The sequence below is a fragment of the Ideonella sp. genome (assembly GCF_044358605.1).
In the GTDB taxonomy this organism is placed as follows: domain Bacteria; phylum Pseudomonadota; class Gammaproteobacteria; order Burkholderiales; family Burkholderiaceae_C; genus Ideonella.
Genome location: NZ_JBIKNQ010000053.1, coordinates 13,420 through 39,721 on the forward strand (window position 1 = coordinate 13,420; position 26,302 = coordinate 39,721).

28 protein-coding genes and 1 pseudogene are annotated in these 26,302 nt (G+C 62.9%); 18 read left to right on the forward strand and 11 right to left on the reverse strand.

Annotation, left to right across the window (positions count from 1 at the left end; all coding sequences use genetic code 11):
• Positions 1 to 78: 78 nt before the first annotated feature.
• From ACIQ3Q_RS17030 to ACIQ3Q_RS17045, 4 genes are read left to right on the forward strand one after another with little or no spacing between them, the layout of a single operon-like run.
• Positions 79 to 564, forward strand: a complete 486-nt coding sequence (locus ACIQ3Q_RS17030) for a gluconokinase (protein ID WP_396270408.1) — start codon at positions 79 to 81, stop codon at positions 562 to 564.
• On the forward strand, positions 557 to 1,060 hold the full coding sequence (locus ACIQ3Q_RS17035; RefSeq protein ID WP_396270380.1) for a TRAP transporter small permease subunit: 504 nt from the start codon (positions 557 to 559) through the stop codon (positions 1,058 to 1,060). Before ACIQ3Q_RS17030 ends, ACIQ3Q_RS17035 begins: the two co-directional genes overlap by 8 nt.
• Positions 1,060 to 2,376: a TRAP transporter large permease gene (locus ACIQ3Q_RS17040; protein ID WP_396270381.1), complete on the forward strand. Its 1,317-nt coding sequence runs from the start codon at positions 1,060 to 1,062 to the stop codon at positions 2,374 to 2,376. Before ACIQ3Q_RS17035 ends, ACIQ3Q_RS17040 begins: the two co-directional genes overlap by 1 nt.
• Positions 2,377 to 2,422: 46 nt before the next feature.
• Positions 2,423 to 3,442 (forward strand): TRAP transporter substrate-binding protein, encoded by a 1,020-nt coding sequence (locus ACIQ3Q_RS17045; protein ID WP_396270382.1) that lies wholly within the window; start codon positions 2,423 to 2,425, stop codon positions 3,440 to 3,442.
• Between the two features lie 146 nt (positions 3,443 to 3,588).
• Here ACIQ3Q_RS17045 and ACIQ3Q_RS17050 read toward each other — a convergent pair whose 3' ends face one another.
• The 3 genes from ACIQ3Q_RS17050 to ACIQ3Q_RS17060 all read right to left on the reverse strand — a co-directional run bounded on the left by ACIQ3Q_RS17050 (position 3,589) and on the right by ACIQ3Q_RS17060 (position 5,739).
• Positions 3,589 to 3,909, reverse strand: coding sequence for a hypothetical protein (locus ACIQ3Q_RS17050; RefSeq protein WP_396270383.1), 321 nt, complete (start codon positions 3,907 to 3,909; stop codon positions 3,589 to 3,591).
• Positions 3,910 to 3,976: 67 nt separating this feature from the next.
• Positions 3,977 to 4,369: a hypothetical protein gene (locus ACIQ3Q_RS17055; RefSeq protein WP_396270384.1), complete on the reverse strand. Its 393-nt coding sequence runs from the start codon at positions 4,367 to 4,369 to the stop codon at positions 3,977 to 3,979.
• 491 nt (positions 4,370 to 4,860) lie between these two features.
• Positions 4,861 to 5,739 (reverse strand): LysR family transcriptional regulator, encoded by an 879-nt coding sequence (locus ACIQ3Q_RS17060; protein ID WP_396270385.1) that lies wholly within the window; start codon positions 5,737 to 5,739, stop codon positions 4,861 to 4,863.
• A 105-nt stretch (positions 5,740 to 5,844) separates the two neighbouring features.
• Here ACIQ3Q_RS17060 and ACIQ3Q_RS17065 point away from each other — a divergent pair, with 105 nt between their 5' ends.
• The 12 genes from ACIQ3Q_RS17065 to ACIQ3Q_RS17120 all read left to right on the forward strand — a co-directional run bounded on the left by ACIQ3Q_RS17065 (position 5,845) and on the right by ACIQ3Q_RS17120 (position 17,080).
• Positions 5,845 to 6,540: a Bax inhibitor-1/YccA family protein gene (locus tag ACIQ3Q_RS17065; RefSeq protein WP_396270386.1), complete on the forward strand. Its 696-nt coding sequence runs from the start codon at positions 5,845 to 5,847 to the stop codon at positions 6,538 to 6,540.
• Between the two features lie 12 nt (positions 6,541 to 6,552).
• Positions 6,553 to 6,714: a hypothetical protein gene (locus ACIQ3Q_RS17070; RefSeq protein ID WP_396270387.1), complete on the forward strand. Its 162-nt coding sequence runs from the start codon at positions 6,553 to 6,555 to the stop codon at positions 6,712 to 6,714.
• A gap of 90 nt (positions 6,715 to 6,804) precedes the next feature.
• Positions 6,805 to 7,776, forward strand: a complete 972-nt coding sequence (locus ACIQ3Q_RS17075) for a sodium-dependent bicarbonate transport family permease (protein WP_396270388.1) — start codon at positions 6,805 to 6,807, stop codon at positions 7,774 to 7,776.
• Positions 7,777 to 7,938: 162 nt separating this feature from the next.
• Positions 7,939 to 8,448: a TRAP transporter small permease subunit gene (locus tag ACIQ3Q_RS17080; RefSeq protein WP_396270389.1), complete on the forward strand. Its 510-nt coding sequence runs from the start codon at positions 7,939 to 7,941 to the stop codon at positions 8,446 to 8,448.
• A 6-nt stretch (positions 8,449 to 8,454) separates the two neighbouring features.
• Positions 8,455 to 9,765 (forward strand): TRAP transporter large permease, encoded by a 1,311-nt coding sequence (locus tag ACIQ3Q_RS17085; RefSeq protein ID WP_396270390.1) that lies wholly within the window; start codon positions 8,455 to 8,457, stop codon positions 9,763 to 9,765.
• Between the two features lie 130 nt (positions 9,766 to 9,895).
• Positions 9,896 to 10,183, forward strand: coding sequence for a hypothetical protein (locus ACIQ3Q_RS17090; protein WP_396270391.1), 288 nt, complete (start codon positions 9,896 to 9,898; stop codon positions 10,181 to 10,183).
• Between the two features lie 72 nt (positions 10,184 to 10,255).
• Positions 10,256 to 11,971, forward strand: a complete 1,716-nt coding sequence (locus ACIQ3Q_RS17095; RefSeq protein ID WP_396270393.1) for a DUF692 family multinuclear iron-containing protein — start codon at positions 10,256 to 10,258, stop codon at positions 11,969 to 11,971.
• Positions 11,972 to 12,131: 160 nt separating this feature from the next.
• Entirely contained in the window at positions 12,132 to 13,796 is a 1,665-nt protein-coding gene (locus tag ACIQ3Q_RS17100) for a T6SS phospholipase effector Tle1-like catalytic domain-containing protein (RefSeq protein WP_396270394.1), read from the forward strand.
• Between the two features lie 49 nt (positions 13,797 to 13,845).
• Positions 13,846 to 14,646: a formate/nitrite transporter family protein gene (locus ACIQ3Q_RS17105; protein ID WP_396270395.1), complete on the forward strand. Its 801-nt coding sequence runs from the start codon at positions 13,846 to 13,848 to the stop codon at positions 14,644 to 14,646.
• A gap of 79 nt (positions 14,647 to 14,725) precedes the next feature.
• A complete protein-coding gene (locus ACIQ3Q_RS17110) occupies positions 14,726 to 15,505 on the forward strand; it encodes a M15 family metallopeptidase (protein WP_396270396.1) in 780 nt (259 codons plus the stop codon).
• Positions 15,506 to 15,565: 60 nt separating this feature from the next.
• Positions 15,566 to 16,408 carry a PA4780 family RIO1-like protein kinase gene (locus ACIQ3Q_RS17115; RefSeq protein WP_396270397.1) on the forward strand — a complete coding sequence of 281 codons (843 nt, stop codon included), beginning with the start codon at positions 15,566 to 15,568 and terminating at the stop codon, positions 16,406 to 16,408.
• Between the two features lie 51 nt (positions 16,409 to 16,459).
• Complete coding sequence (locus tag ACIQ3Q_RS17120) at positions 16,460 to 17,080, forward strand: DUF938 domain-containing protein (RefSeq protein ID WP_396270398.1); 621 nt, start codon at positions 16,460 to 16,462, stop codon at positions 17,078 to 17,080.
• Here ACIQ3Q_RS17120 and ACIQ3Q_RS17125 read toward each other — a convergent pair.
• The 8 genes and pseudogenes from ACIQ3Q_RS17125 to ACIQ3Q_RS17160 form a co-directional block, all read right to left on the reverse strand.
• A complete protein-coding gene (locus ACIQ3Q_RS17125) occupies positions 17,063 to 18,961 on the reverse strand; it encodes a M3 family oligoendopeptidase (protein ID WP_396270399.1) in 1,899 nt (632 codons plus the stop codon). The two genes, ACIQ3Q_RS17120 and ACIQ3Q_RS17125, sit on opposite strands and share 18 nt — an antisense overlap.
• A 117-nt stretch (positions 18,962 to 19,078) precedes the next feature.
• Positions 19,079 to 19,714 carry a 7-carboxy-7-deazaguanine synthase gene (gene queE / locus ACIQ3Q_RS17130; RefSeq protein ID WP_396270400.1) on the reverse strand — a complete coding sequence of 212 codons (636 nt, stop codon included), beginning with the start codon at positions 19,712 to 19,714 and terminating at the stop codon, positions 19,079 to 19,081.
• A 37-nt stretch (positions 19,715 to 19,751) separates the two neighbouring features.
• On the reverse strand, positions 19,752 to 20,870 hold the full coding sequence (locus tag ACIQ3Q_RS17135) for a 6-carboxytetrahydropterin synthase (protein ID WP_396270401.1): 1,119 nt from the start codon (positions 20,868 to 20,870) through the stop codon (positions 19,752 to 19,754).
• Positions 20,871 to 20,912: 42 nt separating this feature from the next.
• Complete coding sequence (locus ACIQ3Q_RS17140) at positions 20,913 to 21,332, reverse strand: hypothetical protein (RefSeq protein WP_396270402.1); 420 nt, start codon at positions 21,330 to 21,332, stop codon at positions 20,913 to 20,915.
• An 8-nt stretch (positions 21,333 to 21,340) separates the two neighbouring features.
• Entirely contained in the window at positions 21,341 to 21,631 is a 291-nt protein-coding gene (locus ACIQ3Q_RS17145) for a hypothetical protein (RefSeq protein WP_396270403.1), read from the reverse strand.
• Entirely contained in the window at positions 21,628 to 22,209 is a 582-nt protein-coding gene (locus ACIQ3Q_RS17150) for a hypothetical protein (protein WP_396270404.1), read from the reverse strand. The genes ACIQ3Q_RS17145 and ACIQ3Q_RS17150 overlap by 4 nt, the downstream gene beginning before the upstream one ends.
• Before the next feature lie 126 nt (positions 22,210 to 22,335).
• The gene (locus ACIQ3Q_RS17155) at positions 22,336 to 22,818 is read right to left on the reverse strand and encodes a GNAT family N-acetyltransferase (RefSeq protein ID WP_396270405.1); all 483 of its coding nucleotides are present in this window, start codon (positions 22,816 to 22,818) and stop codon (positions 22,336 to 22,338) included.
• A 61-nt stretch (positions 22,819 to 22,879) separates the two neighbouring features.
• A pseudogene (locus ACIQ3Q_RS17160) lies at positions 22,880 to 23,653 on the reverse strand (sigma 54-interacting transcriptional regulator); the annotation flags it as partial.
• Positions 23,654 to 23,790: 137 nt separating this feature from the next.
• Here ACIQ3Q_RS17160 and ACIQ3Q_RS17165 point away from each other — a divergent pair.
• Positions 23,791 to 25,170 carry a hypothetical protein gene (locus tag ACIQ3Q_RS17165; RefSeq protein ID WP_396270406.1) on the forward strand — a complete coding sequence of 460 codons (1,380 nt, stop codon included), beginning with the start codon at positions 23,791 to 23,793 and terminating at the stop codon, positions 25,168 to 25,170.
• Positions 25,171 to 25,223: 53 nt separating this feature from the next.
• Positions 25,224 to 26,084, forward strand: coding sequence for a DNA adenine methylase (locus ACIQ3Q_RS17170; protein ID WP_396270407.1), 861 nt, complete (start codon positions 25,224 to 25,226; stop codon positions 26,082 to 26,084).
• Positions 26,085 to 26,302: the final 218 nt, after the last annotated feature.

Below are 26,302 nucleotides of genomic sequence, written 5' to 3' on the forward strand. Positions count from 1 at the left end.
GTTTGGATGCTCAGGATAGCGCTATCCAAATTCAGATTCTCAGCGGTAGTGAAGCAGGTGCAAAGCAATCTCGTGATCATGGGTGTGGCCGGTTGCGGCAAGTCCAGCTTAGGGGCCGCAGTGGCCACTGCGGCGGGCGCGCACCTGATCGAAGGCGACGACCACCATCCCCACAGCAATCGCCTGAAGATGCAGCAAGGCACGCCCTTGACGGACGCCGACCGTGCCGGCTGGCTGGACACCTTGGGCGCCTTGCTGGCAGCTCAGCCGCAGGGCCAGGTGCTGACCTGCAGCGCCCTGAAGCGGGCCTATCGCCAACGCTTGCGGGCGGCCAGCCCGGGCCTGCGCTTTGTGTTTCTCGACCTGAGCCGTGCCGAGGCGCAGCGCCGCGTTACCGCTCGCGCGCAGCACTTCTTTGCCAGCAGCTTGGTCCATAGTCAGTTTGACATCTTGGAGCGTCCCGACGACGAGCCCGGCGTGCTGACCCTGGATGCCACCTGGCCGCTCACCGCCCTGACTGACCTGGTGCACGCTTGGTGGTTGAAGGAGACCTCCGATGTCTGATGCTGCGACGCCCGCGCGCCTCGCTTGGCCCTACCGCCTGGCCCATGGCGCCATGGCGGCCTGCCTGGGCGTGATGGCCCTGGCCGTCTTCGTCAACGTGGTGCTGCGCTATGGCTTTGGCAGCGGCATTGCGGCCAGCGAAGAGTTGTCGCGCCTGCTGTTCGTGTGGATGGTCTTTATCGGCGCGGCGGCCGCCTACCCGGCCGGCGAGCACATGGCCTTCACCAGCTTGGTGGCCCGGCTCGGCTCACGTGGCTTGGGCATGATGACCGTGGTCATTCGCCTGATGGTTTTGCTGGCCTGCGTGCTGCTGGGCTGGGGCGCTTGGCAGCAGGTGGTGGTGGGGCTGGACAGCCACTCGGTGGTCTTGGGCTACCCCACCGCGCTGCTGCCGCTGCCGGCCTTGTTGTGCGCGGTGGTGATTGGGGGCTGCGCGCTGTGGGAGCTGCTGGCCCGCCGGCCGCTGGATCTCGGCCACGTGGCGGAGGTGGAGTGATGGACGCCCTCACCGCTTTGGGCCTGAGCCTGGAAGGCCAAGCCTTTGTCGTGTTTTGTGTGGGCATGCTGCTGCTGATGGGCATGGGCATGAACATGGCCCTGGCCTTGGTGCTCACCGGGGCCGGCATGGCCTATGTGCTGGGGTTTTGGGACACCCAGTTGCTGGCGCAAAACTTGGTGGCAGGCGTGGACAGCTTTCCGCTGCTGGCCGTGCCCTTCTTCATCTTGGCCGGCGAGCTGATGAACTCGGGCGGCATCAGCCGCCGCATCATCGACATGGCCCAGGCCTGGGTCGGCCACATCCGCGGCGGCTTGGGTTATGTGGCCATTGGCGCGGCGGTGTTGATGGCCAGCATGAGTGGCTCGGCCCTGGCCGACACGGCCGCCTTGGCCACCATCTTGCTGCCCATGATGCGCGACCAAGGCTATCCCATGCGCACCTCGGCCGGGCTGATCGCCTCGGGCGGCATCATCGCGCCCATCATCCCGCCGTCCATGCCTTTTGTGATCTATGGTGTGACGACCAACACCTCGATCTCAGCGTTGTTTGTGTCCGGCATCGTGCCGGGGCTGATCATGGGCGCGGGCCTGATCGTGGCCTGGAAGTGGGTGCTGCGCCGCATTGACCTGCCCGAAGGCCAGCCCCAGCCCATGGCCCTGCGGCTGCGGGCCACTGTGCATGCGGTGTGGGCGCTGCTCATGCCCGTCATCATCATCGGCGGCATGAAGACCGGCGTCTTCACGCCCACTGAGGCCGCCGTGGTGGCCGCCTTCTATGCGCTGATGGTGGCGGTGCTGATCCACCGCGAGATGACGCTCACGGCCCTAGGCCCGGTGCTGGTGCGGGCGGCCAAGACCACGGCGGTGGTGATGTTCTTGTGTGCGGGGGCCCAAGTGGCCAGCTACATGATCACCCTGGCGGACTTGCCCGGCGTGCTGACCGGCTGGCTCGGCCCCTTGATTGAGCACCCCAAGCTGTTGATGGCCGTGATGATGATTGTGCTGGTGCTGATCGGCACCGCGCTGGACCTGACGCCCACGATCTTGATCTTCGCGCCCGTGATGCTGCCCATCGCCGTCAAGGCTGGCATTGACCCCGTCTACTTTGGCCTGATGTTTGTGCTCAATGGCGCCATCGGCCTGATCACCCCGCCGGTGGGCACGGTGCTCAATGTGGTGGCCGGCGTGGGGCGTCTGCCTCTGGCTCAAGTCATCCGCGGTGTGAACCCGTTTTTGCTGACTTACATCGTTATCTTGGCCACGTTTGTGGTCTTCCCGCAGATCGTGACTGCGCCGGTGGCGTGGCTGCGCTGACGCACTTTTCTTCCTTCCCTGCCCTTCACTCCACAAGGACTCCGCCATGAACATCCTCCGTCGCTCCGTGGTCGCCGTGGCGGCCACCGCCGCCTTTGCTGCCCCGCTGCTGGCCAGCGCCCAGGACATCAAGCCTCGCCTGATCCGCTTTGGCTATGGCTTGAACGAGCAAAGCAATCAGGGCCGCGCGGTCAAGTTCTTTGCCGAACAGGTGGAGAAAGCCTCGGGCGGCAAGATGAAGGTGCGCGCCATCGGTGCTGCCGCCTTGGGCCCTGACACCCAGATGCAGCAGGCCTTGATTGGCGGCGCACAAGAGATGATGGTGGGCTCCACCGCCACCTTGGTGGGCATCACCAAAGAGATGGCGCTGTGGGACACGCCTTTCCTTTTTAACAACGTTAAAGAGGCCGATGCCCTGCTGGACGGCCCGGTGGGCCAAAAGGTGATGGCCAAGCTGCCCGAGAAGGGGTTGGTCGGCCTGACCTATTGGGAAAACGGCTTTCGCAACCTGACCAACTCCAAGCGCCCCGTCACTAAGCTCGAAGATCTGGAGGGCGTGAAGCTGCGCGTGATGCAGAACAACGTCTTCCTGGAAAGCTTCAAGAGCCTGGGCGCCAATGCTGTGCCGCTGCCGTTCTCGGAGCTGTTCAGCGCCCTGGAAACCAAGACCGTGGATGGCCAGGAGAACCCCTACAACACCATCCTCTCCAGCAAGTTCTATGAGGTGCAGAAGTACCTCAGCGTGACCAACCACGTCTACAGCCCGTGGATCGTCACCGTCAGCAAGAAGTGGTGGGATGGGCTTTCGAAAGACGAGCAGAAGATCTTGCAAGACGCTGCCAATGCCAGCCGCGCCTTTGAACGCCAAGACACCCGAACCGAGGCCGCCAAAGCGCTGGGCGACTTGAAGGCCAAGGGCATGCAGATCAATGAGCTGAGCCCCACCGAGGCCGCCCGCATGCGCGACAAGCTGACCCGTGTGAACGCCAGCATCGCCGCCAATGTGGGCATGGAGCTGTGGCAAGAAACCCAGGCTGAACTGGCCAAGGTGCGCGCTAAAAAGTAAGGCGCTGTGGGTGCGGTCTGTCGCGTGAGCGGCGGGCACCGACGTGCGAAAGCCGCGCCCGGCTCACCCTGCGGTGAGCGGCGCGGCGGCCCGCCAGCCGACGTCAGTGTGGCGTGCAGGACTCTCGATGCGTGCGCAGGGGCTCCTCAGGCCGACAGCGACAGCAAGGTGCCAGAGACCGTGTCTCCGGCCCGCGCCTGCCGCATCTGCTCTTCATAGCGAGCAAGCGACTGACGCTGGTTGCTGATCGCCTGGGCCTGTTCAGCCATGCGACGCTCGGCCTCGCGCAAGGTGCTGTCTGCCATCTGCTGCATTGCAGCTTGGGCAGCCACCGCACTGTGCGCGTCACTGGGCCGACGAGAGTCCTCAGCCACCCTGGCCGTCGCCGCGTTGGCGCTGGTGCTCAGACGGGCTTGGCTGACAGCCAAGCCGACCGAGGCAATGGGGGGAAGGGTACCGAGACTCATGCATCGAACATCGTCCGGATTCCAGCGCTGTTTAGCGCTTCAGTTACAAAAAACGATGTTCCGAGTCTCAAGTTGAGGCCGAGCCCGGCAGGTGGGCTGCGGACACCTCTGCCGTCATCTGTTGGTGCAAAGCCCTGCGCCCGGCACTGTTGGTGGCCCGCCAAGCCTGAAGCGCGAGGGCCAGAAAAGCCTTTTCGGCAGGGCTGGGCGCGGCGGCTTCATGCGGCTCGTCCAGCCAGCCAGGCACTTGCTGGGCGTGTACCTCGATCTGCCGGGCCAGCTTGTCGCCAATCGGGCGGCTGGACTTGATCTGGCTCCACAGGCTGGGCGAGATCTGCACCGAGGCCGCAAACGCTTGCTCTAGCCCCTTGGGCGCTTGGCCGTTGGCCAGTGCCTGTTCGGCAAAGGCATGGAACAAGGCCAAGGCGTTTTGGCGGCGCAACTGGGGCAGAGCAGACATGATGCAGCTTGAAAAACAACAGCGTGATTGTGCGATGGGCTTGACAGGGGAGTAAAGAGTCTTTACAGTTCACCCCATCGCATCACGGCAGCACTGCCGGGTGCAGCAGCAAAGGGCCGCAATCTGAGCCCTTTGGCCGACCTTGCTGAATTTGGCTGCTTGAGCGCTGTTGCGTCGCAGACCACCGAGCAGGTCTTCTCAACCCCCACAGATTGACACCGGTTGTGCCCTTGCACACCGCGCAGGCCACCGCAGGGTGCGGGCCGCGCGGGATGTGCGTGGCTCAGGGTCCGTTCGCACCGCGAACTGCCTTTGACTCCCGTGCAGCGCATCACCCGCTCGCTTTGCCGAGCCGCGCGCAGCCGGACACCCCCGGTGTGAATCTCCCCCACCCTCTGCGTTGAGCTCACGCTTCGCAGATCAAACCGGCCGCAACGATTGGGCGGCTCCGGAACCCGTCACCGGACACTCTTCTTTTTCCCCTCGAAGCCTCACCTCGGTAGCAAGCGCAACACCAGCGGGTGCATGACCTTTTTCTCGGTGCCTATGGCCCAGAAGTGCTCTGTCACGCCCTCGCAAACGCCCAGGCGTTGCACGGGGTAGCGGGCCAGCAGGTCCGCCTCCACGCTCAAAGCGGCCGGAAAGGCCCCCATGCCGCTGGCCCCAAAGGCCTTGAGCAGGGCGTTGTCTTCAAACTCCCCCACCACTTCGGGGTGCAGGCTGTGGCGCTCTATCCAGTGGTCCAGCGGGGCTCGCACGGCCGCATGGGCCGTGGGCAGCAGCACGGGCACCTCGTCCAAACTGTGCGGAAAGCCTTTGCGCAGCTTGGGGGCCCAGGCTTTGGGCGCATACCAGGCCACTTCGGAGCTGCCCAGGGCATGGCTGTAGAGCCGCAGATTCGGGTTGGGTGGGGCGGCGCGGTCGGCCAGCACCACATCCAATTTGTGCAAGGCCAAGTCGGCCAAGAGCCGCTCGAACTCGTCCACCAGCAGCGTCAGGCGCAAGGTGGGCTCGGTCATTACCGGCTGCATCAGGTCATGGATCACCAGCTTGGGCAGGTTGTCTGAGACGCCCACCGCCAGCTTGACCACCGGACGCCCGGCCGCATTGCGCACCAAGGTGGGCAGCGCCTCTCCCAACTGAAAGATCTGCTCGGCTTGGCGCAGCGCCACCTCGCCAGCCTCCGTCAGGGCCAAGCCTCGGCCAGCGGGCTTCAGCAGTGTGTAACCCAAGCTTTTCTCCAACTCGCGCACTTGTGCGCTGATGGTTTGAACCGCCATGTCCAAGCGCTCGGCCGCTCGGGCCATGCCGCCTTCGCGTGCGACCACCCAAAAATAATAGAGATGCCGATAATTCAGGTCTTGGCTCATATTCAGTATTTTACGAAGTAAAAGTCAGCGGCGTTCTACTTTTTTCAGAGTCTTGAACAGCCGATGATGGTCAGTATCGAATGGCTCTTTTCAAGGAGGTTTGCCATGACTGACCTGTCTTCATCTACCACTGCCGCTAGTCAGGGCGGCTTGGTCCTGGCCGATCGCCCCGACCATGCCGTCTCGGTCAAGCGGGTACTGCGCAACACCTACGCTTTGCTGTCCATGACGCTGTTGTTCAGCGCCGGTGTCGCGGGGCTCAGCGTAGCCCAGGGCTGGCCTGCGCCGGGCTTGCTGCTGTCGCTGGGTGGCATGTTCGGCTTGCTGTTCGCGATCCACAAGCTCAAGAATAGCGGCTGGGGTTTGGTCGCTACATTTGGCCTGACGGGCTTCATGGGCTATACCCTGGGGCCGGTGCTCAGCCACACGCTGGCGCTGCCCGGTGGGGCACAGACCATTGTCATGGCCTTGGGCGTGACGGGCATCACCACTTTGGCTTTGTCGGCCTACGTGCTGACCACCCGCCGCGACTTCAGCGCCATGGGCGGCTTCTTGTTCGTGGGCATGATCGTGGCCTTGCTGTTGGGCTTGGCCGCAGCCTTCATGAACATTCCGGCCTTGGGGCTAGCGGTGTCGGGCATGGTGGCCCTGTTGTCGGTCGGCCTGATCCTGTTTGAGACCAGCCGCATCGTCAATGGTGGCGAAACCAACTACGTGTTGGCGACCATTGGCCTGTATGTGTCCATCTTCAACCTCTTCACCAGCCTGCTTGCCTTGTTTGGCATGGGTGGTGATGACTGAGGGCAAAGGCCTGTGATTAGCATTGATCTCTGGTGGGCGGCTGCGGCCGTGGCGGCGGCTATCCTGATCGCCGCTATCATCGAATGGCGTCGTGGCGACCGGCGAGATGCCTCCTTGCTGCTGGCCATGGGCTCAGGCGGTGGCGCCGCCACCTTGGTCGGATGGCTGGCCTGAGCGCCCTGTCCAAGATGCGCAGCCTCTGCGCTATGATATTTTGATGGCTTTGCACCGGGGCTGCCCTTCAAAGGCAGCCCCTTTTCACGTATGACTGCTTTGCTTGACCCCGCTGTTCTGTTCTTTGTCTTTGGCATCGTGGCGGGCTTGTTGCGGTCTAACTTAGAGATTCCGGCGCCCATTGCGCGCTTCTTGTCGCTCTACCTGTTAATGGCTTTGGGCTTGAAGGGCGGCTTTGCCTTGGCCAAGTCGGGCTTGACCGTCGATGTCGCCATGACCTTGGGGGCCGCCCTGCTCTTGGCGGTGCTGGTGCCTGCCATGGGCTACCTGCTGCTGCGCCGGTTCTTGAACGGTTTTGATGCCGCTGCCGTGGCCGCCACTTACGGCTCGGTCAGTGCGGTGACTTTCATCACAGCGGTGCAGATGCTGGATGCGCAAGGTGTACCCTATGGGGGCCACATGGCCGCCGCCATGGCCTTGATGGAGTCACCAGCCATCGTGATGGCCGTGCTGCTGGCCAACAAAGCCCGGCGTGCGTCGGGCGCCCAGGGCCCGCAGACGGGGGTGGGCAGCTTGCTCCGGGAGTCTTTGACAGACGGCGCCCAACTGTTGTTGATCGGTGCGATGGTGGTGGGTGTGCTCAGTGGCGAGGCTGGGCGGGAGGCCATGCAGCCCTTCTCCGGCGATCTGTTCAAAGGCATGTTGGCCTTCTTCCTGCTGGACATGGGCTTGCAGGCGGCCCGTCACATGGGCTCGCTCAAGGGCCAGCATCCGGGCGCCATGGCCTACGCTTTGCTGGCCCCCTTGGTCCATGCGAGCTTGGCCTTGGGCGTGGCATGGCTCATGGGCTTGCCGGTGGGTGACGGCATCTTGCTGATGGCCTTGGCCGCAAGCGCGTCCTATATTGCTGTCCCGGCAGTGGTGCGGCATGCCATTCCTGAGGCCAACCCCGCGCTCTATTTCGGGATGTCGCTGGGCATGACTTTCCCCTTCAATGTTCTGCTTGGCTTGCCGCTCTACATGACTGCTGCCAAGGCGGTGCTGGGCTCAGGCCCTGGTTGACATTCATCAATTTGCGGCGGCCGCCCCGTACACAGGCCGCTGCGAACCCGGGCAAACATCACATCCGAGAGGTCGAGAAGCCACCCTTTCTCGAGGGATGTACTCTGACAAAGCACAAAAGCTGAAGTTGATAGGGGTCAAGCCTCGTAAACTGAGCACTACATGCGACGTTTGCTTGATCTCCTTTATGAGGCGTCGGCTTGGTTGGCCGCTCTCTTCATGGTTAGCACCCTCGGGATGGTGTTGGCCGGCTTGCTGAACCGGTTTGTCCCTCTACCCTTTGGTGGTTTCGACGCCATGGCTGGCTATTTTGTGGCGGCGGCCGGTTTCTTGGCGCTGGCGCACACGCTCAAGCGTGGTGACCACGTGCGCGTCACCGTATTGCTGCATTCCGTCGGGCCCTTGCAGCGTCGCATTCTGGAAGTCTTGTGTCTGACGGTGGCCTTGGCCTTGAGCGGCGTGCTGGCTTGGCATGCCACCGAGATGGCCTGGACGTCCTGGGTCAGCGGCACCGTCTCTCGCCAAGCTGATGGCACTTTGTTGTGGCTGCCTCAGTCCGCCATGGCTTTGGGTGTGGGGGTGTTCTGCATCGCCCTTTTCGATGAATGGTGCCGCGCTATCGATGCACGCCCGGTGGAAGTGGTGTCCCACTTCGACCTGGATGAAGCCTGACACACCATGAATGAGCTGCTGGTGACCGCACTGCTGATCCTCTGCCTGCTGACCTTGCTGGTCGGTGGCGTGTGGATAGGCCTGGCACTCTCCGGCGTGGCGTGGCTGGGGCTGCAACTCTTCACCGACCGTCCCGCTGGCGAGGTGATGACCTTGGCCATTTGGGGCTCTGCGTCCTCCTGGGCACTGACCGCGCTGCCCTTGTTCATCTGGATGGGCGAGATCCTCGTACGAACCAGCCTACCGCGAGACACCTTGCGGGGCGTGGCGCCTTGGTTGGACCTGCTGCCTGGGCGTCTGCTGCACGTCAATGTGGTGGGCGCCACCTTGTTTGCCGCCCTGTCCAGCTCCAGTGCCGCCACCAGCACGTCCATTGGCAAGCGCACCTTGCCTGAGTTGGCCAAGCGTGGCTACCCGGACGCAGCCGCTGCCAACTCATTGGCCGGTGCAGGCACGTTGGGCTTGCTCATCCCGCCCTCCTTGATCATGGTGGTCTATGCCTTGGCGGCCGATGTGCCAGTTGACCAGCTCTTTGCAGCGGGCTTGCTACCGGGCTTGCTGGTGGCGGGCCTGACCATGGCGTACTTGATCGTGTGGTCGGTCTTGAATGCTGACTTGATGCCGCGCCATGAGTCGCGCTCTAGCTTCCGCGACAAATTGGCGGCGCTCCTAAACCTCTTCCCCGTGTTGTTGCTCATCGCCATCGTGCTGGGCTCTCTCTACACCGGCTGGGCCCGTCCGGCGGAGGCCGCAGCGTTGGGCGTGGTCGGCGCCTTGCTGGTGGCGGCAGCCCTAGGCTCTCTGACTTGGGCCAACTTCCGAGACGCATTGCTGAGCGCGACGCGGCTCTACTGCATGTTGGCCCTGTTGGTCGCGGGAGCAGCCTTTTTGGCCATGGCACTGGCCGAGGTGGGCGTGCCTCAGTTGTTGGTGCATTGGGTCAACTCTTTGCAGTTGCACAGTTTCGTGCTGCTGCTGGTCTTGATGTTGTTCTACCTCGCCCTGGGCAGTGTGCTCGATGGCGTCTCCGCCGTGCTGCTCACCATGGGCTTGGTCATGCCGGTGGTCCGGGCGGCGGGCATTGACCCGGTATGGTTTGGCGTGTTTCTCATCTTGGTCGTTGAGATGGCGCAGATCACGCCACCGGCCGGCTTCAATCTGTTCATGCTGCAGGCGCTGACAGGACGACCCATGAGCTGGGTCGTGCGCACCACCGGCCCCATGCTCTTCTTGCTGGTCTTGGTGGCGGGCTTGCTCTATGCTTTCCCGGCCATCGTCACTTGGCTGCCTGAACAGATGATGGCCGCCCGGCACTAGGCGGCTGGGCCGTCGGCGATTCAGAAAGTTTGAGGATTCGGTGTAAGGAGTCGCCCTTGGCGGCGACAGACAAAGGTCCGCAGCACGCTTTGGCTGCAGATCAACCCCTTACACACCGGAGATCCTCATCATGACCGCAACGTCCCTCAAGTCTGCCTCCGCTTTCCTGCTGGCTGCCAGCGCCCTGGCTCTGGCCACCGCTGCTGGCGCTGCCGACGCCCCTAAGGGCTCGTCTGGCAAAGCTGTTGCCGCTAACGACAAAGTGCACTGCTACAACGTCCACGACTGCAAGGGCAACAGCGATTGCAAAACCGCTGAGCACAGCTGCAAGGGCCAAAACGCCTGCAAGGGCCATGGCTTCAAGGGCATGACCGCCAAGGCCTGCTTGGACAAGAACGGCACCATCGGCGACCTGTGATCTGCGAGGGCCTGAGCCGCACTGCTTAGGCCCTCTGCACCCCCTTGCGCCATCCACAGCGAGCCGCCTGCCATGTCTGAACTCCGCTCTACGTTGGCCGCTGCGGCGCGCCGCTCGTCCGGCTTTGGTCTGGGCTTACGGACCCCGCACTATGCGGACTTCCAAGCAGGCCGCCAAGCGGTCGACTGGCTGGAAGTCATCACCGACAACTTCTTGGTCGATGGCGGCAAGCCGCTGGTGATGCTGGAGCGCTTTCGCCGTGACTACCCCATTGCCCTGCATGGCGTGGCCATGTCCATTGGCTCTGCCAAAGGCTTGAGTTCGCGTTATCTCAAGCGCGTCAAAGCCCTGGCCGACCGTATCGAGCCGATGTGGGTGTCTGACCACCTGTGCTGGACAGGCCCCAGCGGCCAGCCCTTGCACGACCTCTATCCCCTGCCCTACACCGAAGAGTGCGCGCGCTTGTTGGTCTCACACATCCGTCAAGCGCAAGACGTGCTGGAACGCCGCTTGGTGCTGGAGAACGTGTCGAGCTATCTGCGCTTCAGCGCGTCCGGCGTCACCGAATGGGACTTCCTGGCCCATGTGGCCCAAGAGGCCGATTGCGAGCTGCTGGTGGACGTCAACAACATCTACGTCAGCAGCGTCAACCACGGCTTTGATCCGCTGGCCTATTTGTCCGCGATGCCGGTGGACCGCGTGCGCCAGATTCACCTGGCGGGCCATTCGCTGAATGGTGAGTTCATCATCGACACCCACGACCACCCGGTCTGCCCCGAGGTCTGGGCGCTCTATGCCCAAGCCTGCGAGATCTTTGGCCCCACTGCCACCATGATCGAGCGCGACGACCACATCCCGCCCCTGCCAGAGCTGCTGGCTGAGCTGGCCCAAGCGCGCCGCATTGCCGAGCGGCACGGCGCCTCCCCTCGCCCGGCTGCAGCCCCTACCCGCGCCGCCCACAGCACGGTGGTGGCGGGCACCCAGGCCGCACCGTTGCGCTGGCCGGCGGCGCCCTCGGGGGCGCTGGACTTGGACGACACCCAAGCCCTGGTCGCGGGCATCGTTCTGCAGAGCGTGCCTGAGCAAGCCCCTGCCGCCGTGGATGCGCCGGGGCCACTGCCTGCGCGGCGCGGCTTGGAGATCTACCACCATGCCTACCGTGCCCGCTTGCAAGAGGTGCTGGCCGACAGCTTTGCCAAGACCCGGCTCTATGTGGGCAGCGACTACTTTGACGAGCTGACCTTGGCCTATGTCGAGCAGCATCCGCCCACTGGGGCTCATCTGGGCCGTTATGGGCATCGCTTTGCCCACCACTTGCAGCAGAGCCACCCGGACCACCCCGTGCTGCGCGAGCTGGCCGATTTGGAATGGGCTTTGCGCTCGGTTTTCGACGCCGCCGACCACGAGGCCTGGGACCTCACGCGCGTGCAGCAATGCGGCGCGGATGCCTGTTTGAACCAATGGCCGGTGCTGCACCCCACGGTGCAGTTCCTGAGCCAGCACAGCAATGCCTTGGCCATATGGAAGGCCATAGAGGCCGATGTAGAGGCGCCCGAAGCCGAGACTCGCGACGCGCCCGCCAGCGTGCTGGTGTGGCGGCGCGGCCTGCAGCCTCACTTCAGCACGGTCGGCTCTGAAGAAGCGGCCTTCTTGCTGGACCTGACCCGGGCCGACCACAGCATTGCCAAAGTGGCCGAGCAGCACCTGCAGGCCGAACGCCTGAGCGACCCGACAGCACTGGGCACCTGGTTGCATCAATGGTGGGAGAACGAGCTGCTCTGTACGTAGAGCCACTCACACCGACCTGCAGGCCGAGCCAGACCCGTTTCACTGGCTGGTCTGAGCGGTGCTTGGGACCACACAGCAGGGAGGACTGCCCCCACAACAAGGGATGCGGCTCGGGCCGTGATGCAGTACAAACGGCGCAGACTCTTGCAAGGTGTGCCTCATGTCGGCCTCTCTCCCGCGCCAACTCATCCTGCTGTGCGACGGCACAAACAACAACTTAACCGGTGGGCGCGAAGACACCCAAGTGGTGCGCTTGGCCGAGCTTCTGCGCGCCCACCCCGACCCCGCGCGTCTGGTCTTCTACGACCCTGGCGTGGGCAACCCGGCCGAGTTGCCCGGTGCCACCTGGTGGGACGGCGCCAAGCACTTTGCCGAGCGCGTGGCGGGCCTGGCCTTTGGCCGGGGTGTCTACGAGAACATTGCCGAGTGCTACAGCTTCTTGATGCAGCACTGGCAGCCGGGCGATCAGCTCTTCATCTTTGGCTTCTCACGCGGGGCCTTCACCGCGCGCAGCGTGGCGGGTCTGATCAACCAATTTGGGCTGCTCAGCCCCCACATGGTTTCCATGGTGCCGACGCTGGTGCACCTCTACTTTGCGGACCGTGGCGCCATGGACGCCGAACGCCAGGCCATCTCCGAACAAACCAGCCGCCTGTTCACCACGGCCGACAGCCGCGCGGTGGACATCCAATTTGTGGGCGTGTGGGACACCGTGGCCAGCGTCGGCTTTGGGCCGTTCTCTGCCAAGTTCACCGCTGCCCCCACCGTGGCTGACAAAGCCTTCATCCATGTCCGCCAGGCTTTGGCGCTGGATGAGCAACGCGCCCAGTTCCTGCCGCGTCCCTATGCCGCGCCCAATGGTCCGCACCTCAGCCGTAGCGGCCGTGAGGGCAGCTTGCTGCAACTGTGGTTCAGGGGTGATCACAGCGATGTGGGCGGCGGCCATCTGCGCCAAGAGGCCGGCTTGGCCCGCTGGCCCTTGGCCTGGATGAGCAGCGAGGCCGTGCAATGCGGGCTGCGCCTGAATGGCCCCGAGGGCTTGATGCTCAGCGAAGCCCAGGTGCTGAAGGCCGTAGCGGCTTTGCCCGGCGCCATCCCCGACACCGCCTCCAGCCTGGCCCACAGCCGCACCCGCAGCACGCCCTGGTGGGCCTTGAGCGGCCTGGCCGTGCGCGACCCGGCCCGCGTGATCCTCGAAGACGCCCCCGACCCCCGCATTCAAGCCCAGGCCCACCCCAGCGTCGCGGCCCTGGGTGCAGCATGGCCCCAGGGCAGCGTCTGGGGCCAGCGCCCGGCTTGGTCTTGGGCCCAGGCCGTGGCGGGCCTGCTCATGCTGCTCTTGCTGTGGGCCATGGCCAGCGTGCTGGCGCCCCAAGCACCGGTGTTCTGGGCTGGCCTGAGCCAGGTGGCGGCCTTGGCCACCTGGCAGTTGCAGGCCTGGATGGGCGCGGCCTTGCCGGTGGGCATCAGCCCCAGCGCAGCACTGCGAGCCCTGGCGCTGGACCTGCCCTTCATCGCCGCCTATGCCACCGTGCTGGCGGCTTGGGCCTGCGCGGCCTTTGCGCGGGTGGCCCGTTTGCGCCAAGTCGGCCTAGCGCCTTCGCGCATGTTGCAAAGACTGGGCTGGGCCTTGCCCCTGGCAGTGCTGGCCGATCTGGCGGAAGACGCGGTGACGGTGGCCTTGCTTTGCCTGCCCGCCGAGGGCCTGGGGGCGGTGAAGCTGCTCTTGGCCGTGGCCATGGCGCTGTGCGCGGCGCTCAAGTTCTTGGGCTTGGCAGGGGTGCTGACCTTGCTGGTCTGGGGCCGTGTGGCCAGGGCTCATTAACAGGTGCTGGGGTTACAGTGAACACCTTCATATCAGGCGCGCCCCACCCATGCCCAACCCTTTCGGTTTCGACGCCTACGCCCCCAAAGACATTGCCGCTCGTGTGAGTGATGTGGGCGTGGCCAAGGCGCGCCTGCCCTTGCTGACCCAGGCGCTTTTGGGTGTGCTGGCCGGCGCCTTCATTGGCCTGGGCGCATTGATGTTCAGCCTGGTGGCCAGTGACGCCACCTTGGGCTTTGCGGCCTCCCGCCTCTTGGGCGGCTTGGCGTTTTCGCTGGGGCTGATCTTGGTCAGCGTGGCGGGGGCCGAACTCTTCACCGGCAACAACCTGCTGACCATGGCTTGGGCCGGGCGGCGCATCAGCACGGGCGAGTTGCTGCGCAACTGGGCCGTGGTCTGCGTGGCCAATGCCGTGGGCGCGGCGGCTCTGGCGCTCTTGGTGTGGCTGTCGGGCCATGGTGGGTTGAATCAGGGCGCGGTGGGCGAGACCGTACAGCGCATCGCGCTGGCCAAGGCGGAGCTGCCGTGGGAGGTGGCCTTCTTTCGCGGGGTGCTATGCAATGTGCTGGTCTGCATGGCGGTCTGGATGGCCATGGCCGGCCACAGCGTGGTCGACAAAGTGGTGGCCATCGTCTTCCCTGTCACCACCTTTGTGGCCGCAGGCTTTGAGCACTCGATTGCCAATTTGTACTTCTTCCCCTTGGCCTGGCTGCTGGGTGCGCCCTTGAGCCTGGGCGACATGCTGGGCAACTTGCTGCCGGTGATTGCGGGCAACCTGGTCGGCGGCAGCGTGCTGGTGGCCGGGGTGTACTGGTGCATTTACCTGAGAGGCACCGAAGCTGGGGGGTGAGATCCTCCACCCTGGGGATGGGGCTTGCGGCCCAGATGACTAGAGTTCAGTCATACCAATCCACTCACAGGGGTTCACCATGTTGCCTTTACTCAAGCTGGGTTCCACCGGCCCTTTGGTGGTGCAGTGGCAAGTGTTCTTGCGCGGCCAAGGCTGGGCCGTCAACGACACCGGCCACTTCGATACGGCCACTCGCGAGGCCACCTTGGGCTTTCAAAAGCGCCACAAGCTGGACGCTGACGGCGTGGTGGGCAATCAAAGCTATGGCAAGGCCGCCATGCTGGGTTTTGAGGTGACGGATTACAGCCAACATGAGTCTGTCTTCCCCGCCTTGCCCGACTTTGCACCTTTGACCAGCAACAGCGAACGCCAAGCCGTGTTCGGCCCGCTGCAGTTTGTGCCGGCCCCCACGGCCAGCAACCCCGAGGCCATTCGCATTACCAATGACTGGGAGGCGACCCAGCTCACCACCGTCGTCATTCCGCAATTGGTGGGCATCACCGGCGGGCCCAGCAGCGGCAAGGTGCGGCTGCACCGCAAGGTGGCGGCCCAGGTGCAGGCCCTGTGGCAGGCCTGGGAGGACCGCGGCCTGCTGCATCATGTGCTGGGCTACGCGGGGGCTTGGAACGCGCGCTTCATTCGCGGCGGGGCGGACCGGCAGATCCTCTCCAACCATGCCTTTGCGACGGCCTTTGACATCAACGTGCCCTGGAACCCGCTTGGGGCCCAGCCCGCCACAGGCGGCCAAAAGGGCTGCGTCTATGCCCTGGTGCCGGTGGCGCACGAGTTTGGCCTTTACTGGGGTGGCCACTTCACCCGGCGCGATGGCATGCATTTTGAGGTCGCCAAAATCTTGTGAAGCCGAGGACTTGTTGCTGAGGCGTCAGTAACAGGCCTCAGGCGGCGTACCATCCCGCCGATGAAAGCACCCCAACGACTGCAAGCGCTGATCGAAGAAGGCCTCATCGACAGCGTGGTCCGCCAGCTCATGAGCGGCAAAGAAGCCCAGGTCTTTGTGGTGCGCCAAGGCGACGACACCTTCTGCGCCAAGATCTACAAAGAAGCCACCCACCGCAGCTTCAGGCAAGCGGTGGACTACACCGAGAACCGCAAGGTCAAAAACAGCCGCCAAGCCCGGGCGATGGCCAAGGGCACGCGCTTTGGCCGTCAAGCCCAAGAAGAAGCCTGGCAAAGCGCTGAGGTGGATGCGCTCTACCGCCTGGCTGCAGCCGGTGTGCGTGTGCCCAAGCCCCTGAACTTTTATGAGGGCGTGCTGCTGATGGAGCTGGTGGCCGACGAGGCGGGCGACGCCGCCCCGCGCTTGAACGATGTGGCCTTCAGCGCCGACGAAGCCCGCCAACACCACACCACGCTCTTGGCTGAGGTGGTGCGCATGCTGTGCGCGGGCGTGGTGCACGGCGACCTGAGCGAGTTCAACATCTTGCTCGCTGCCGATGGCCCCGTCATCATCGACCTGCCGCAGGCCGTGGACGCTGCCGGCAACAACCACGCCGCCCGCATGCTGCTGCGCGATGTCGACAACCTGCGCAGCTTTTTCGGCCGCTTCTGCCCCGCGCTGCTGCCCACTGCCTATGGGCCGGAGATCTGGCATCTCTACACCAAAGGCATGCTCAGCCAAGACACCCCTCTGACTGGCCGCTTTGTGCCCGACGCCCACAGCGTGGACCTGCAAGCCGTGCTGCGCGAGATTGAAGACACCCGACTGGAAGAGCAAGACCGCCGCCTGCGCATGGGCCTGTGATTCCGTTTCAAAATCATCCGGGTCCTTGTTGCTCCAGATGACGCCACCTCTATGAACCTGCCCGCCGACCTGCCCTTCAGCCCCGCCGCCGACCGCAACAAGCAGCCCATTCTGGAGCGCCTGCAAGCCCTGCTGCCCCCCCAAGCCCAGGTGCTGGAAGTGGCCAGTGGCACGGGCCAACATGCCGCCCACTTTGCCGCCGCCCAAGCCGGTTGGCAGTGGCAGCCCACGGACTATGCGGCCGAGGCCCTGCCCACCATCGCCGCCCGTTGCGCCCCTTGGCCGCAGGTGCGGCCACCGGTGCGCCTGGATGTGCTGCAGCAGCCCTGGCCCTTTGAGACTAGCCAGTTTGACGCGGTCTACTGCGCCAACATGCTGCACATCTCACCCTGGGCCACCTGCGCGGGTTTGATGCAGGGCACAGCGGCCCATCTGCGCCCCAGCGGCCTGCTTCTGCTTTATGGGCCTTACGTGGTGGAAGGTGAACCCACCGCGCCCGGCAACGTGGCCTTTGACGCCGACCTGCGTGCGCGTGACCCTGAGTGGGGCTTGCGCACCCTGGCGGCCGTGTGCGCTGCAGCCGAGGCCGTGGGCCTGCACCTGCAAGCCCGCCACGCCATGCCGGCCAACAACCTGCTGTTGGCGTTCGGCTTTTCAGCGCGTCGCCAATAGGCGGTCCATCTCGTCCATGATGGCTGTCATGCGTGCCAGCAGGGCTTGATAGGGCGCGGGGCTGGCCAGGTCCACACCGGCGTCGCGCAGCAGCTCATAAGGCGGCAAGGCGCCGCCCGCGCGCAGCACGCCCAGGTACTTGTCACGCAGCCCCGGCTGGCCTTTGCGCAGCTCTTGGCCAATGTAGGCAGAGGCCGTCATGGAGGTGGCGTACTGGTAGACGTAGAAGGGGTTGAAGAAGTGCGGGATGTAGGCCCACTCGGTGCAGTAGGCCGGGTCGATCTGCATCACGCCTTGGTCGGCGCCGTGGTACTTGCGCAGCAGGCTGCAGTAGAGCGCGGTCAGCTTCTTGCCGCCCAGGGCTTCACCGCGCTCTAGCGCGTCATGGGCCGCCAGTTCAAACTCGGCAAACATGGTCTGCCTAAAGAAGGTGCCGCGCATCTCCTCTAGCGAGTGGCCCAGGTAGAACAGCTTTTCCTCGCGGGTTTGGGCTTTGGCCCGCATCATTTCTGAAAGCAGCACCTCATTGGTGATGGCGGCCACCTCAGCGGTAAACAGCGAGTAGCGCGCTGTCTCTTCAGGCTGAGCCTCGTCGGCCAGCATGCTGTGCACGCCATGGCCCCATTCGTGGGCATAGGTGCTGGCGCTGTTGAAGGTGTTGTGGTGGTTCAAAAAGATATAGGGCGTCACGCGATAGACGCTGGTCTTGTAGGCGCCCGATGACTTGCCCGGTGCGGGGAACACATGCATGCTGCGGGCGCTCAATCCCGCCTTCAGGTGGCGCTGGTAGTCGGGGCCTAGCACCTGCGTGGCCTCGGTGGTCAGCCGGGCGGATTCTTCCGGGCTGAAGCGCTTGTCCAGGGTCACCAGGTCCGGGTAGATGTCGTAGTAGTGCAGGTCGGGCAGGCCCAACATGCGCTGGCGCAGCTTGAAGTAGCGGTGCAACACGGGCAAGCCTGCATTGGCTTGCGCCACCAGGGTGCGCACCACGGCCTCGGGGATCTGGTGGGTGGAGAGGTTGGCGCTGATGGCGTTCTTGTGCTGGCGCAGCTTGGCCTCGATCGTGCCGGCTTGCATGCGGCTGCTCAGCAGGCTGCCTAAGCTGCTTTCAAACTGGCCCAGCTGGCCATAAAAGGCCTTGAACACCTGCTCGCGCACGGCGCGGTCAGGGTGCGCACGCAGCGGGCCGTAGCTGGTGGGGTTGACCTCTTGCGGCTTGCCGTCAATGGTGACACTGGGCCATCGGATGTCTGTGGTCATCAGCAGCGTGCGGGCTTGCACAGCCGCGCGGGAGACAGGGCTCAGAGCGCCCAGCGCGGCTTCGGTGTCGGCGCTCAGGGTGTGGCGCGCTTGGCGCAGCGTTTGGCGCAGGTTCACCGCATGAGGCGCCAATTTCGGCTCGGCGGCCGACATGGCTTCGACCTTGGCCGCGCCCAGGCTTTGAATCTCCGGCGCCAACCAGGCCCCGGCCGAGCTGGCCTGGCCGAAGACGGCCCGGACCAAATTGCCGCGTTCTTGAAACTGGGCATTGCGGTTATCCGTGCTCTGCTGGGTCGAGGCATAAACGCCCAAGCGGCTGAGCCGCAGCCGCAGGGCCGACTGCGCTTGCAAGGCGGTCAACAAAGCCGCCGCATCGCCCTTGACCACCGAGCCTTTGAGCGCTTGCATCTTGGGCAACTCGGCCAACACCGCTTGGCGCTCGGCCTCCCACGCTGCGGGCGTGGCAAACAGCGGCGTCAAGTCCCACACATAGCGCTCATCGGTGGGCGCGGCGCTGGCGCTTGGGGTGGCTTGCGCATGCACCAGTGGGCTGGCCATGGCGGCCAGCGCGGCGGCGGCCAAGAGCGAGTGGGTGCAGAAGCGTGTCAGGGGGTGCGACATGGGCGGCGATCCTTGATGAGCCTTGTGAGCAAGGCGTGAAGGATAGCGGCTCAGGCGGGCCAGGGCGGCCACCCCAGGCTCATGGTCTTCCCAGCTTGTCAGGCTTCGCCAAACGCCTCATTCAATCCCCACCACCTTGTGCATCTGCACCCCCAGCCGCCATTGCGGGTGGGCCATGCAGTAGGCCACGGTGTCTTGCGTGTGCTGGCGCTTGAGCACCGAGTCCATGGGCTGCAAGAAAAAGTGTTTGAAGTCGAGGTGGGCAAAGCGCTCGGGCGGGGCCAGGGGTTGGGGGTAGACGAGCTTGAGCTCATCGCCCTGGGTCAGCACCAGCTCGGCGTCGGCCTTGGGGCTGACGCAGATCCAGTCCAGCCCGGCCGGCGCCGGCTGGGTGCCGTTGGTCTCGACGGCCACCTCAAAGCCCTGCGCGTGCAGGGCGGCAATCGCGGCTTCGTCCAGTTGCAGCAGCGGCTCGCCGCCGGTGCACACCACATAGCGCTGGCCTCCGGTGGCCTCGGGCCACAGCGCGGCCACGGCGCTGGCCAAGGCTTCAGCGCTGCTGAACTTGCCACCGCCCTGGCCATTGGTGCCCACAAAGTCGGTGTCGCAAAAGCTGCAGGTGGCCGTGGCCCGGTCTTCCTCGCGGCCGCTCCAGAGGTTGCAGCCGGCAAAGCGGCAGAACACAGCCGCGCGCCCGGCTTGGGCGCCCTCGCCTTGCAGCGTGTAGAACATTTCTTTGACCGAGTAGGTCATGACGGCACCTCGGTGTGTCTGTGGTGACCTTGTGGCTTCATACCGGCACCAACTCGGTCTCGTCTTGGGCGCTGACGATGGCGCCGCAGCCGCGGGTTTCATACAAGTCCACCCGGTCCAGCTCCGGCAGGGCGGCGCGGCCCTTGGCCAGCACCCAATGGGCCAAGCTCATGGCGTCGCCATCGGGCAGGTCGGCAATCTCGTAGAGCGGGCGGTGGTCGATGGCCTTGAAGATGGGATCGAACAGGGTCTTCACATCGCCAAAGTCCACCGTCCAGCCCATCACCGCATCCAGTGGGGCCGAGAGGTGCAGGCGCAGGGTGTAGGTGTGGCCGTGGATGGCGGCCAGCGGGCTGCCCTCGGGCGCATGGCGCAGGCGAATCGCGCTGTCCAGCGTCAGCTCTTTCCAGATGCGGTAATGCGTGCCGTCAAAGTTGGCACCGCAGGAGCCCGTCTCATAAACCGTGACCCAGCTCAGCTCGGGCAACACCGGCTTGAGGCGTTGCCACAACCAGGCCGAGATGACCTCGCTGGTCGGGTTCTCCAGCCCAGGGATCTCGTTGAGGCAGTGGTAGTTCAGCTCAAAGTGCAGAGGTGCCCACAGCTCGTCCAAGTGGTCGTAATCAATGCCGATGTCGCGCCCGCCCACGTCTTGGTTGGCATGCAAGATAACCTCAAAGCCATGGCCGTGCATGCGCCCGCACTTGTGCCCAGCCGGCACATTCGGCAGGCGGTGCGCCGCCTGGAAGCGATAGCGTCGCCAAGCATGGGCCTGGCCTGCAGCGTCCAAGTCCACCCCGCAATGCGGTGTGCTCTGCACGCCCACTTGGTGGATGCCCGGTACGCCAAACTCCGTCTCCAAGCGCGCCCGGATCCAGCGCGCCAGGTTTTCATCGGTGGGCTGCGGCAAGGTGTCGTTGAGCAGCGCATAGTCCAGCGGTGCCGTGCAGGCCTCCATGCGGCGCTGCAACTCGGCCACTTCGCCTCCGGCAAACGGCGCCCAACCTGCAGGCAGGGCCGCCCGCACCGTGGCAAAAAAGCTGTGGCCATGCAGGCGCCGCGAGCGGTGGCCTTCGGGCAGCAGGCCGACCTGCAGTGCGGCTTCAAAAACGGCGGAGGCCGAGTGGAGGAGGTGGGTGGGGGTGAGGCTGTGCATGAAGGTGTGGGCGCCTGAAAGCGTGCGCCAGGGCGAAGTATCTCAGCCCGCCAAATGAGCCAGGGTTCGGATGCTGGTCAAGAGGCGGCTCAGTCGCATCTGGCTGGCCGCGTCGGCGGGCACGTGTCCGGGCAGGGCCTCGATGAACCCCGGGGCGTCCAGCAGGTGCTGAAACTCACTGGCGAGGTAGACCTTCAAGTCGTCTGGGCTGCTCTGGCACTCTGCGAGCAACTCAGGTCTGCGGTCAATGACACTCACGATGTCTTCGAGATCATGGCTGCCCAGCATGTCCAGTGCGCCGGCGCTGGTGCGGCCTCTGTCCTTGAAGGCTTCGAGCTTGGTGGCGATGAACACCGGGCCTGCAATCAAACGGATGGCTTGCCCAGAAGGCAATGTCACCTTGCTGGCAGAGGCCACGGCCAAGGGATACCAGCGATTCGCAAAGCCTATGGCTGCGGGCACACAAGGCATTAGATCGACCGTGACATTGGCATAGACCCATCGGCAAATGGGGCGTCGGGACGTAAGTCATTGCTGAAGCCTTGACGGCGCATCTGCGCTTCGGTGGCATGAAACTCGGCCGTGGTCACTGCACTGGCGACGAGGCCCACATCCTCGGTCACGCGTATCGAGTCGGCGCGCGTCTGCGTCAGCAGCAGGCCTGCCGCACAACCGCCCACAAACACCACCTCATCGCACAGCGGCCCGAGCGCTTTGGCCACCACTTCCAGCATGGCCACATTGGGGTGTGTGGGCTTCATGCAGGCTCTGGTTTAGGGTGGGGCGCGCGCAGTCGTTCTTGCAGCAAGGTCTTGGCCAGTTCGCGCTCGCGAGCTTGGCCAATGCGCAAGCTGTCGAACAGGGCCAAGCATTCATACAGGCGCGCGTCCTTCAGGGCGGCGGCTGGCAGCTTGGGATAGAGCGCCAACAGGCTCACACCTCGGGTGTCGCCGTCTGGGTGCGGCCAGACGGGCGGAAGGTCGTCAGACAGCAAGAGCTTGGAGCGCAGCGGGGCTGCCCCATGCGCGGTCACAAAGCCCATCGTCACCTCGCCGCGTACAGGGGGGAAGACATGGGCGGCGGCCAGCAGGACCAGCGGCTCAAAGGCGGCCATTTGCAGACGCAGTTGGCCGTCAATTTCCGTCAGCAGCTTTGAGGCCAGCAAGCGCGAGACGCAGGCGTGCGCCTCGAAGACCGACAGGCACATTTGGTCGGCCAGCGCTGCAAAGGACAAGCGCTGCGGGCCCAGCACGGCCAATTTGAACCCCATGGCCAAGTCTTGGGGCTTCAGCGCCCATTGCGCCTGGGCCAAGCGGGATCGAATGCCAGAAGATGCCATGAATCAATCATATGCCATATGCATATAGCATGCAACCAAGGCCAAGCACCATTCGCTATTTGCGAACAGCGAATGATCGAATGTCGATCATCCTCGCAGGCCACCACTCGGCCCAGGGCCGTGCGCTCAGGCGTGCCCACCCAGCGCCTGCAAGCGCTCCCCAGTCACCCGGCAAGTGCGCCAGTCCGGCATCACCGTCGCCCCCATGCCTTCATAGAAGCGGATGGCATTGGCGTTCCAGTCCAGCACGCTCCACTCAAAGCGGCCATAGCCGCGCGCCACGGCCAACTGCGCCAAGTGCGTCAGCAGCGCACGGCCTAGGCCGTGCTGGCGGTGGGCGGGCTGCAAGTAGAGGTCTTCCAGGTACAGCCCCGGTTGCGCCAAGAAGGTCGAAAAGTTGGTGAAGAACAGCGCAAAGGCCACCACCTGCCCGTCGACCTCGGCCACCACGGCTTCAGCCACAGGCCGCTCGCCAAAGAGATGCGGGTGCAGCTTCTCGGACGTGGTTTGCACTAAGTGGCTGAGGTGCTCAAACTCGGCCAGCTCGCGGATCAGGGCGACGATGGAGGGAATGTCTTGCGGCGTGGCGGGGCGGAGGGTGTGGGGCATGGCGAGAGTCATTCCATTTCCAAATCAATCGTGTGCAACAACAAGCCCAACGATAAGCCCATCACAGCGCCCTCAAGTCCTCCCAACTCAGCCCAAACCGCAGCAAAAACTTGCGCAGTCTGTCCGCGTCATTCACCACTTTGCGCTCCTCGCGTGATCGGTTGAAGAGCTTGCGGCCCGCCTCAGACAAACTGCTGCACGTGCGGCACTCTGCCAGCACCGCCTGCAGCTGAAGTTGGTCAAACAGGTCCAAGGTGTCCCACTGCGCCTGCAGTGCGGTGGGCAGGGTGGCTGAGCGTTGGGCCGCAGCGAGATCGCCCATGTGGCCCTGCCACAGCCACCGCAGGCGCTGGATCTCGGCCTCAACCAAACCGGTCGAGATGCGCCCGCTGTCCGCCAAGGTGGCCAGGCGGGTGATGCTGGCGGAAAGGTCTCTGAAGTTGCCGCGCCACAGCGCCTCCGGGCTTTGCGCAAAGCGCAGGTACTGTGCCTTGGCCTCCACATTGAAGCGCACCGCGCGGCCCAGCTCCACCGCCATGCGGGCCAGCAGATGGTCGATATTGGGTTCCAGGTCTTCGGGCCGCTGCGCCAGGCCCGGCAGGGTGTAGGCCCACAGGTTGATGCGGGCAAACAGGTCTTCTCGGAACCGGCCCTGGGCTACGTCTTGGCGCAGGTCGCGGTGGGTGCCGGCAATCAGTTGGAAGTCGCTGCTGACCTCGCGATCACTCCCCATGGGGTAGAAGCGCTTCTCCTCGACCGCCTTGAGCAGCATGGCCTGCTCGTCCAGGCCCAGCTCGCCAATCTCATCCAAAAACAGCACGCCGCCGTGTGCGGTGACTACAGCACAACACAAGGGTCACCAAGTAAACTCAGCCGCAACCGAATCGTTCAGTCCACTTGGAATTTATGGCCTACATTTGGACGCGGCGCTCGGCTTAATTTTGGATGTAATTCAAAGTACAGGGGTGAACGATGCCGGTAATAGAAGTAACCATTGATAAACTTGACCTCGATCTTGATAATCCGCGCTACGAACAGCAGGGAAGTCAGCGAGAAGCGCTGGAAATGATGCTGACGTCTGAGCCCAAGAAGACCCAGGCATTGGCGCAGCACATAGTCGACAACGGTCTCAATCCGACGGATTTAATCACGGTAATCCCAGGTGTTGGAGACCGGTTTGTTGTGGTTGAGGGCAATAGACGCTCAGCCGTACTGCGGGCGTTGCGCAATCCGGCTTTACTGGACAGTTTTCCACAAAACTCAGCCCTTTCGGGCATGATCAAGAAGCTGCGCAGCCTTGCAATTGAGGCCAAGAGTCTGGAATTATTTAATATCGAAGTTGCGTTCTTTGAGTCCCGTGAAGAAGCGAACGTATGGATTGCGCTGAAACACACGGGTGAAAACAGTGGCGCAGGCATCGTCAGCTGGGACGGCATCCAAGCTGCAAGATTTCGGAAGGGTGACGCGGCGACTTCACTACTCGAATTTGGCAAACAACAGGGTTGGTTTACCGAGCAGGATATTAACGGCAGGCGCCCATTTCCTGTGTCCACGCTCGCGCGTTTGATAGGTGATCCCGACGTACGTGCTGTATTGGGTCTCAAATTGAGTCAAGGCAAGCTATCGTCATCCGTTCCGCCGAACGAACTGGCGAAGGGTGTCAAGCGGGTCGTCAGTGATTTGCTTGGAGACCACTGGACAGTAACTAAGCTCAAAGGCAAAAAGGATCGAGAAAATTATGTTGCACAATTGCCCACTTCTACCCGGCCCAACCTGAGTAAATCAGGCGAACCTTGGTCTGTTGGAGACGCAGGCCACCAAGCTAAGCCAGCCAAAGTCGTAGGTACAGCAGCGGTCACCTCAAGGCCAACCAGTCGACTGCGCACGAAGCTCATTCCGCCAAGTTTCATTGCTTCAATTGGCTCGCCACGGATAAATGACATCTACCGAGATCTCAAGCGTATCAATGTTCATACGCACCCCAATGCATGTGCAGTCCTACTGCGCGTATTTGTCGAGTTGTCTGTTGATGAACTGATTGAGTCTAAAGCTGTAACAGTTGAATCTCAGACTAATAAGCGCACTTCACCAACATTGTCTGAAAAGATCAATGCGTGTACCAAATGGCTGCGAGAAAATCGCATGCTAACGAAGCAAGCGGCGGAAGGGGTTAAAAAGCATGGTGTTGATGACAACGACACGACAGTCAGTCCAACCGCCAGTGTGACAACCTTGCATGCGTTTATGCACAACCGATACGCTTCACCACTCCCGACAGAGCTGAATGCAATGTGGAGTAACGGCATAGAGGCTTTCATGGGGGCCTTGTTAAGGGCTATTAAGTCGGGTTGATCAAAGACTCCGAAAGCTAGTAAAGTTCCACCCAAATCACCCCAGGAAAATTTGTGTCCGCCTTTTATTCTCCGTTACGTTATCCGGGTGGCAAAACCAAGCTCGCCGATTACGTCAAAGCCGTTTTGCGCGCGAATAAACTGCTTGATGGAACATATGCTGAACCCTATGCTGGGGGATGTTCAATCGCTCTTGAACTCGTAATCCAGGAGTTCGTTCAACACATCCACATTAATGACATTGATCGTTCAATCTGGTCATTTTGGCATAGCGTACTTAATAGCACTGATGAGCTGTGTGCTCTAATTCGTGATACACCAGTAAACTTAGAAACTTGGCTCAGAATGCGGGAAATCCAGACAAATAAGGAACGTGAAAGTCCTATTGATCTCGGTTTCTCCACATTCTTCCTGAATAGAACTAATCGTTCGGGAATAATTTCAGCAGGAGTTATTGGCGGGAAAAATCAAGATGGTAATTATAAAATTGATGCCCGTTATGCCAAAAATGAACTCATTAGTAGGGTGCGATTGATTGCAGATCATAGATCGAAGATAACATTGCACCAGCTCGATGCGAAGCAATTTTTGTTAGATGTTGTCTCCAGGTTGCCAGAAAAGACCTTGGTATATCTTGATCCGCCCTATTATGTGAAAGGTGGTGATTTATACACCCATCATTATGGACATGAGGATCATAAAGAAATCGCAGCCTGTGTCGAAAATATTTCGCAACAATGGATGGTTTCCTATGACGATGCTCCATCCATTAGGGATTTTTACGCCAAATATAATTGCCTGACCTATAGTCTCAGCTATAGTGCTCAAAAGCGATATAGAGGAACAGAAGTTTTATTTCTTGGTCCTAATTTAATATCGCCAGGACTTCAAGGGTCAATGCGGGAAATTGCCTAGTTGCTGGGATAAATGCTGCCGTCGCAACTACCTGTGATTGCAGCCCCAGGTTGCGCAGACGCACTGGTCAGTTTTGGGTTACGCAATATTAAAGTGTGTCGGCCCAAGCTGGCCCCTATGTGTCAAGCCCCGGGAGATCATTCACACGTTTTGTGAAGAGCTTGGGGTGTGAGGCGTGCCATTTTTTCAGGGCCTCGATGGGGGTCTGGTGGTTGAGG

Bases quoted from the DNA above. Each gene is read 5' to 3' on its own strand.
- ACIQ3Q_RS17030 (WP_396270408.1), top strand. From the start codon at position 79: ATGGGTGTGGCCGGTTGCGGCAAGTCCAGCTTAGGGGCCGCAGTGGCC.
- ACIQ3Q_RS17035 (WP_396270380.1), top strand. From the start codon at position 557: ATGTCTGATGCTGCGACGCCCGCGCGCCTCGCTTGGCCCTACCGCCTG.
- ACIQ3Q_RS17040 (WP_396270381.1), top strand. From the start codon at position 1,060: ATGGACGCCCTCACCGCTTTGGGCCTGAGCCTGGAAGGCCAAGCCTTT.
- ACIQ3Q_RS17045 (WP_396270382.1), top strand. From the start codon at position 2,423: ATGAACATCCTCCGTCGCTCCGTGGTCGCCGTGGCGGCCACCGCCGCC.
- ACIQ3Q_RS17050 (WP_396270383.1), bottom strand. From the start codon at position 3,909: ATGAGTCTCGGTACCCTTCCCCCCATTGCCTCGGTCGGCTTGGCTGTC.
- ACIQ3Q_RS17055 (WP_396270384.1), bottom strand. From the start codon at position 4,369: ATGTCTGCTCTGCCCCAGTTGCGCCGCCAAAACGCCTTGGCCTTGTTC.
- ACIQ3Q_RS17060 (WP_396270385.1), bottom strand. From the start codon at position 5,739: ATGAGCCAAGACCTGAATTATCGGCATCTCTATTATTTTTGGGTGGTC.
- ACIQ3Q_RS17065 (WP_396270386.1), top strand. From the start codon at position 5,845: ATGACTGACCTGTCTTCATCTACCACTGCCGCTAGTCAGGGCGGCTTG.
- ACIQ3Q_RS17075 (WP_396270388.1), top strand. From the start codon at position 6,805: ATGACTGCTTTGCTTGACCCCGCTGTTCTGTTCTTTGTCTTTGGCATC.
- ACIQ3Q_RS17080 (WP_396270389.1), top strand. From the start codon at position 7,939: ATGCGACGTTTGCTTGATCTCCTTTATGAGGCGTCGGCTTGGTTGGCC.
- ACIQ3Q_RS17085 (WP_396270390.1), top strand. From the start codon at position 8,455: ATGAATGAGCTGCTGGTGACCGCACTGCTGATCCTCTGCCTGCTGACC.
- ACIQ3Q_RS17090 (WP_396270391.1), top strand. From the start codon at position 9,896: ATGACCGCAACGTCCCTCAAGTCTGCCTCCGCTTTCCTGCTGGCTGCC.
- ACIQ3Q_RS17095 (WP_396270393.1), top strand. From the start codon at position 10,256: ATGTCTGAACTCCGCTCTACGTTGGCCGCTGCGGCGCGCCGCTCGTCC.
- ACIQ3Q_RS17100 (WP_396270394.1), top strand. From the start codon at position 12,132: ATGTCGGCCTCTCTCCCGCGCCAACTCATCCTGCTGTGCGACGGCACA.
- ACIQ3Q_RS17105 (WP_396270395.1), top strand. From the start codon at position 13,846: ATGCCCAACCCTTTCGGTTTCGACGCCTACGCCCCCAAAGACATTGCC.
- ACIQ3Q_RS17110 (WP_396270396.1), top strand. From the start codon at position 14,726: ATGTTGCCTTTACTCAAGCTGGGTTCCACCGGCCCTTTGGTGGTGCAG.
- ACIQ3Q_RS17115 (WP_396270397.1), top strand. From the start codon at position 15,566: ATGAAAGCACCCCAACGACTGCAAGCGCTGATCGAAGAAGGCCTCATC.
- ACIQ3Q_RS17120 (WP_396270398.1), top strand. From the start codon at position 16,460: ATGAACCTGCCCGCCGACCTGCCCTTCAGCCCCGCCGCCGACCGCAAC.
- ACIQ3Q_RS17125 (WP_396270399.1), bottom strand. From the start codon at position 18,961: ATGTCGCACCCCCTGACACGCTTCTGCACCCACTCGCTCTTGGCCGCC.
- queE (WP_396270400.1), bottom strand. From the start codon at position 19,714: ATGACCTACTCGGTCAAAGAAATGTTCTACACGCTGCAAGGCGAGGGC.
- ACIQ3Q_RS17135 (WP_396270401.1), bottom strand. From the start codon at position 20,870: ATGCACAGCCTCACCCCCACCCACCTCCTCCACTCGGCCTCCGCCGTT.
- ACIQ3Q_RS17145 (WP_396270403.1), bottom strand. From the start codon at position 21,631: ATGAAGCCCACACACCCCAATGTGGCCATGCTGGAAGTGGTGGCCAAA.
- ACIQ3Q_RS17150 (WP_396270404.1), bottom strand. From the start codon at position 22,209: ATGGCATCTTCTGGCATTCGATCCCGCTTGGCCCAGGCGCAATGGGCG.
- ACIQ3Q_RS17155 (WP_396270405.1), bottom strand. From the start codon at position 22,818: ATGCCCCACACCCTCCGCCCCGCCACGCCGCAAGACATTCCCTCCATC.
- ACIQ3Q_RS17165 (WP_396270406.1), top strand. From the start codon at position 23,791: ATGCCGGTAATAGAAGTAACCATTGATAAACTTGACCTCGATCTTGAT.